At 77.0% G+C, this 4,856-nt stretch carries 5 protein-coding genes; 1 reads left to right on the top strand and 4 read right to left on the bottom strand.

What is annotated here, in order from left to right; genetic code table 11:
- Positions 1 to 102: 102 nt before the first annotated feature.
- The 4 genes from PSR1_RS21815 to PSR1_RS21800 form a co-directional block, all read right to left on the bottom strand.
- Positions 103 to 798, bottom strand: coding sequence for a PTS sugar transporter subunit IIA (locus PSR1_RS21815; RefSeq protein WP_059439448.1), 696 nt, complete (start codon positions 796 to 798; stop codon positions 103 to 105).
- Between the two features lie 16 nt (positions 799 to 814).
- On the bottom strand, positions 815 to 1,201 hold the full coding sequence (locus PSR1_RS21810; protein ID WP_011422700.1) for a hypothetical protein: 387 nt from the start codon (positions 1,199 to 1,201) through the stop codon (positions 815 to 817).
- A gap of 109 nt (positions 1,202 to 1,310) precedes the next feature.
- A complete protein-coding gene (locus tag PSR1_RS21805) occupies positions 1,311 to 2,786 on the bottom strand; it encodes a sigma-54 dependent transcriptional regulator (RefSeq protein ID WP_059439447.1) in 1,476 nt (491 codons plus the stop codon).
- A gap of 86 nt (positions 2,787 to 2,872) precedes the next feature.
- Positions 2,873 to 3,820 (bottom strand): FHA domain-containing protein, encoded by a 948-nt coding sequence (locus PSR1_RS21800; protein ID WP_059439446.1) that lies wholly within the window; start codon positions 3,818 to 3,820, stop codon positions 2,873 to 2,875.
- 157 nt (positions 3,821 to 3,977) lie between these two features.
- On the opposite strand from PSR1_RS21800, the gene PSR1_RS21795 reads away from it, so the two are divergent.
- Positions 3,978 to 4,856 (top strand): serine/threonine-protein kinase (locus tag PSR1_RS21795; RefSeq protein WP_237758193.1); only part of this gene is annotated, 879 nt, incomplete at its 3' end.

The raw sequence follows: 4,856 nt of genomic DNA, 5'->3' as shown, positions 1-4,856 counted from the left end.
CGCCGGCGCTCCCCACCGCGAGCGCGAGGCGCGGGCGCGCCGACGCGGCCAGCGCGGCGAGCCCGCCGGCGACCAGCACCGCGAGGGCGGCGACGTAGAGCGTCATGGCTTCCTCGCCGCCGCGCGCTTCTCGGCGATGGCGGCCTCGACGCGCTCGATCTCGGGGACGAGCGCGTCCACCCCGGCGCGCGCGTCGAGCGCCGAGAGCACGCCCGGGTCGCGGAGCGCCGTGGCGACCAGCGCGAGCAGGTGCAGGTGCGCGCGGGTGGAGGGGCTCACCAGCAGCACCAGCGTGTGCACCGGCTTCCCGTCCAGCGCCTCGAAGTCCACCGGGCGGTCGAGGTAGCTGATGGCCACCGCCGGCGTGGCCACGTGCAGGACGATGGGGTTCCGCGCGTGCGGGATGGCGATGCCGTTCCCCACGCCGGTGGAGCCGAGCGCCTCGCGGGCGAGGAGCATCCGGTGCACCAGGTCGCGGTCGGCCTCGCGCGGCAGCGCGAGCCGGTCCACCAGGTCGCGCAGCGTGGCCGCCTTGTCGGCGCCCGCCAGGCCCTGGTGCACGCCGCCGGCGCGGATCGCCTCCGCCAGGCTGGGCAGCGCCGGCTGCTCCAGCTCCGCGAGCAGGTCGGGCGAGATCTCCAGCCCGCGCGAGGAGGCGAACTCGAGCAGGTCGATCTTGTTGAGGCGGTACTGCTCGTTGACCCGGGAGGCGGCGAGCTCGCCGCTCCTCAGCCACCGCTGCAGGGTGGCCTCGGGGACGCCGAGGAGGCGGGCCGCGTCGCGTTCGGTGAGCTGCATTCCGTTCCGGTTCCTTTCAGCCCAGGCGCTTCATGCCGAGGACCACGTCGATCGACCGCGACAGCACGCCGGCGAGCAGCGGCAGGCGGAGCACCGCCACGCCGCGCTCGCCCCAGCCGGCCGGCTCGGGCGGCTGCCGCGGGCGCACCGCCAGCACCGGCGTGCCCGGGCGGGCGCGCTCCAGGTGCGACAGCACCGACTCCACCGCCGCGACCGGGACCTCGGGGCAGGTCACCACCAGCGCCACCGGCATCTCGTCGATGGTGCGGTTCGCGGCCGCCGCGGTGGCGACGCGCAGCAGGCACAGGTCCTCGCGGCGGGCGAGGTCGGCGAACAGGTCCTCGCTCGCCGGGGTGGGGTGGGCGAGGAGGAGGACGGACGGTGGCGGCGGGGCGGTCTGCATCGCGTCGTCCCACCCGAGAGCAGGAACCGCGCCACCGCGTCATTTCATCCGGAACGCCGGGAATCCGGGCGCTTGGCGCCCGGGCGGGCCTCGGCCGGCGCCGGCCGGATCATGCCGATCCGGCATCCTCGGGGTCCACGCCCCAGGCCGCGAGCCTGGTGTAGAGCGTGCGCAGCCCGATGCCGAGCGCGCGCGCCGTCCGGGCGCGCGTGCCGTGGCGGCGGAGCGCCGCGAGCACGATCCGGCGCTCCGCCTCGGCGAGCGTGCCGTCGAGCGACACCTCGACGACGGCGCCGCCGGTCGCTCCCGGCGCGAGCGCCATCGCGGCGCCGGGCGTCGCGGCGGCCGCCGGAGCGCCCGCGGCCCTCCGCGGCCCGGGGGCGCGGCGCCGGGGCGCGGCGACCTCGCCGGCGGGGCGGCCGGCCAGCTCCAGGTCCTCGAGCTTCACCACCTCGCCGGTGGCGAGCACGCAGGCGCCCTCGACCGCGTTGCGCAGCTCGCGCACGTTGCCCGGCCAGTCCTGCTCCACCAGGCGCTGGATGGCCGCCGGCGCGATCCCGGCGATCTGCCCGCCGCTCCGCCGGTTGAAGTCGGCGATGAACGCGTGGACGAGCGCCGGGATGTCCTCGCGCCGCTCGCGCAGCGGCGGGACCACGAGCGTCACCACCTTGAGCCGGTAGTACAGGTCGTGGCGGAAGCGCCCGGCGGCGATGGCCTGCTCGAGGTCGCGGTTGGTGGCGGCGACGATGGAGAGGTCCACCTTCACCTTGCCGGTGCCGCCCACGCGCCGGAACTCGTTCCGCTCCAGCACGCGCAGCAGCTTCGCCTGCGTGGAGAGGTCCATCTCGGCGATCTCGTCGAGGAAGAACGTCCCGCCGTCGGCGAGCTCGAACAGCCCGCGCTTGCGCTCGTTCGCGCCGGTGAACGCGCCGCGCTCGTGCCCGAACAGCTCGTTCTCGAGGATGTCGCGGCCGAGCGTGGCGCAGTTCACCGGGACGAACAGGTGCTGCCGGCGCGGCCCGCGGTCGTGCAGCGCGTGGGCGACGATCTCCTTGCCGGTGCCGCTCTCGCCGAGCAGCAGGACGTTGCTCTTGTAGCGCGAGATCTTCTCGATGGCGGCGTGGAGCCGGCGCACCGCCGGCGAGGAGCCGTCGAGGCCGAGCAGCCGGCCCGGCGCCGCCGCGCGCGCCGCCCCGGGGCGCTCCAGCGCGCGCGCCAGCCGCCGGAGCAGCTCGCCGGCGGGGAACGGCGGCGGCAGGTAGTCGTCGGCGCCGAGCTGCATGGCGTCCACCGCCTCCTGGACCGTGCCGCTGCGCCCGAGCACCGTCACCGGCGCGCCGCCCAGCCGCTGCCCGGCCGCGGCCGCCAGGGTGGAGACCGCGGCGCTCCCCAGCGCCTGCTCGACGTAGACCGCCGCGAACCCGCCGCCCTCCAGCGCGGCGAGCGCGTCGTGCTCGCCCTCGACCACCGCGGGGGCGAAGCCCGCCCGCGAGAGCGCCGCCGCGACGTCCGGGGCGCCGCCCGCCGAGACCACCAGACAGGATCTTCCCGCGCCGAACGGCTCGGCCGCGTCGCTCGCGCCCATGGGGCCTCCTGCCGCCCTTCTACTGCCGATTCGGCACGTGGTGCAAGAACGGCAGCCGGCTCCCCGCCTGCGGGGCCGGGCGGCGCTCAGCGCCCGTCGTCGCGGAAGACCAGGATCTCCTCGCGGCCGAGGCGCAGCACCATGCCCGGGCCCAGCCCCTCGGTGCCCGCCACGCCCGGCCCGCCCAGCGTCTCGCCCGGCCCGGCCAGCGCCAGCACCCGCTCGACGCGGTCGGCCGCCTCGCCGAGCGCGACGAGCTCGGTGCCGTCGTGCACCGGCAGCGTCCCGGTCAGCAGCGGGCCCCGGTCCACCGCGGCGCGCACGTCGAGCGCCACGCCGAACGCGCGCACCGCGGCGCGGGCGGTGCGGGCGGCGCGGAGCGCGTGCAGGGGATCCTTCGGGCCCGGCGCCGGCATGCCGAACACCGCCAGCACGCCCGACGCGGCCAGTCGGGCCGTGACGGCGCCCTCGTTCGTGGCGGCGCGCGCGGCGGCGTCGAGCGCGGCGCGGACCGCGAGCGCGTCGGCGGGGCGCCCGCGGCCGGTGGCCTGGATGGACAGGCGCAGCACGGTGAGCGGGCGCGCGGTGAGCGCGTTCGGGTCGGCGCCGCCGCTGCGGAGCGCCGAGAGCGCCGGCTCCGCGTCGCCGCGAAGGGTGGCGCGCGGCTCGGCGCGCGGGCGCGGCTCGGTGGGCGACTCGACGCGGGGCCGCTCCGGGGGGGACTCCTCGATCGGCTCCGCCGCCCGCTCGCCCTCGGCGACGCGCACCTCGGTGCGCCCGAAGCGCAGCACCATGCCCGGCTCGATGCGCGCCTCGGCGATCCGGTCGTCGCCCAGGAAGGTCCCGTTGCGGCTCTCCAGGTCGATCACCCAGACGCCGTCGGCCCGCCGCTCGAACATGGCGTGCATGCTCGAGATCCACGGATCCTCGATCTGCAGGTGCGCCTCGGGCGACCGGCCCAGCACCGTCGGGATCTCCGGCAGGGCGAACACGGCCCCGGCGCGGGAGCCATTCAGGATCACGAGATCGGCCAAGGTGCGTCCCCTCGGAGCAGCAGGCCTTCCATGATACCCTAGCCGTGACCCGCGCATGTCCGCCTCGCGCCCGCCAGAATCGATCCCGCGGGGGGGTGACCCTGCCGGCCCCGCGGCCGACGCGCTCGTGGGTCGTGTCTTCGGGCAGCGATATCGCGTGCTGAGCCAGCTCGGCGAGGGCGGCATGGGCGCCGTCTACCTGTGCGAGCACTCGGTGCTGGGCCGGCGCTTCGCGGTGAAGGTGCTGCGGGCCGAGCGGGCCGGCGACGCGGAGCTCCGCGAGCGCTTCCGCAACGAGGCGCTCGCCGCGAGCCGCATCGGCCAGGAGAACGTGGTGGACGTGCTCGACTTCGGCGAGGAGGCCGACGGCACGCTCTATTACGTGATGGAGGCGCTGGAGGGGCGGAGCCTCGGCGCCGTGCTGCGCGAGGAGGGCCCGCTCCCGGTGGGACGGGCGCTCGGCCTGCTCGACCACGTCTGCCGGGCGCTCGCCGCGGCGCACGCGCGCGGCGTGGTCCACCGCGACGTGAAGCCCGAGAACGTGTTCGTGGTGCGCGGGCCGGACGGCGTCGAGCGCGCCAAGGTGCTCGACTTCGGCATCTCGCACGTGGAGCAGCTCGGCCGCACCGACCGGATCACCCGCGCCGGCGCCATCGTCGGCACGCCGGAGTACATGGCGCCCGAGCAGGCGGTGGGCGGCCCGGTGGATCACCGCTCCGACGTCTACGCGCTCGGCGTGCTCGCCTACGAGATGCTCACCGGCGCGCTCCCGATCGTCGGCGAGACCGCCATCGCCACGCTGGTCGCGCACCAGACGCAGGCGCCGGAGCCGCCGTCGCGCCGCCGGGCCGGGATCCCGCCGGAGGTGGACGCGCTCGTGCTGCGCGCGCTCGCGAAGCAGCCGGAGGGGCGCTTCGCGAGCATGCTCGACTTCGCGGCCGAGGTGACGCGCATCCGGCTGTCCACGCTGGCCGGCGACTACGCCCGGCCGTCCTCCGCCGCGCCCACCGCGCCGCTACGACCTGCCCGGCGTCCC

The sequence above is a fragment of the Anaeromyxobacter sp. PSR-1 genome (assembly GCF_000964525.1).
Lineage (GTDB): Bacteria > Myxococcota > Myxococcia > Myxococcales > Anaeromyxobacteraceae > Anaeromyxobacter.
The sequence above is the reverse complement of the archived record's forward strand: the minus strand, read 5'-3'. Positions and strand labels throughout refer to the sequence as shown.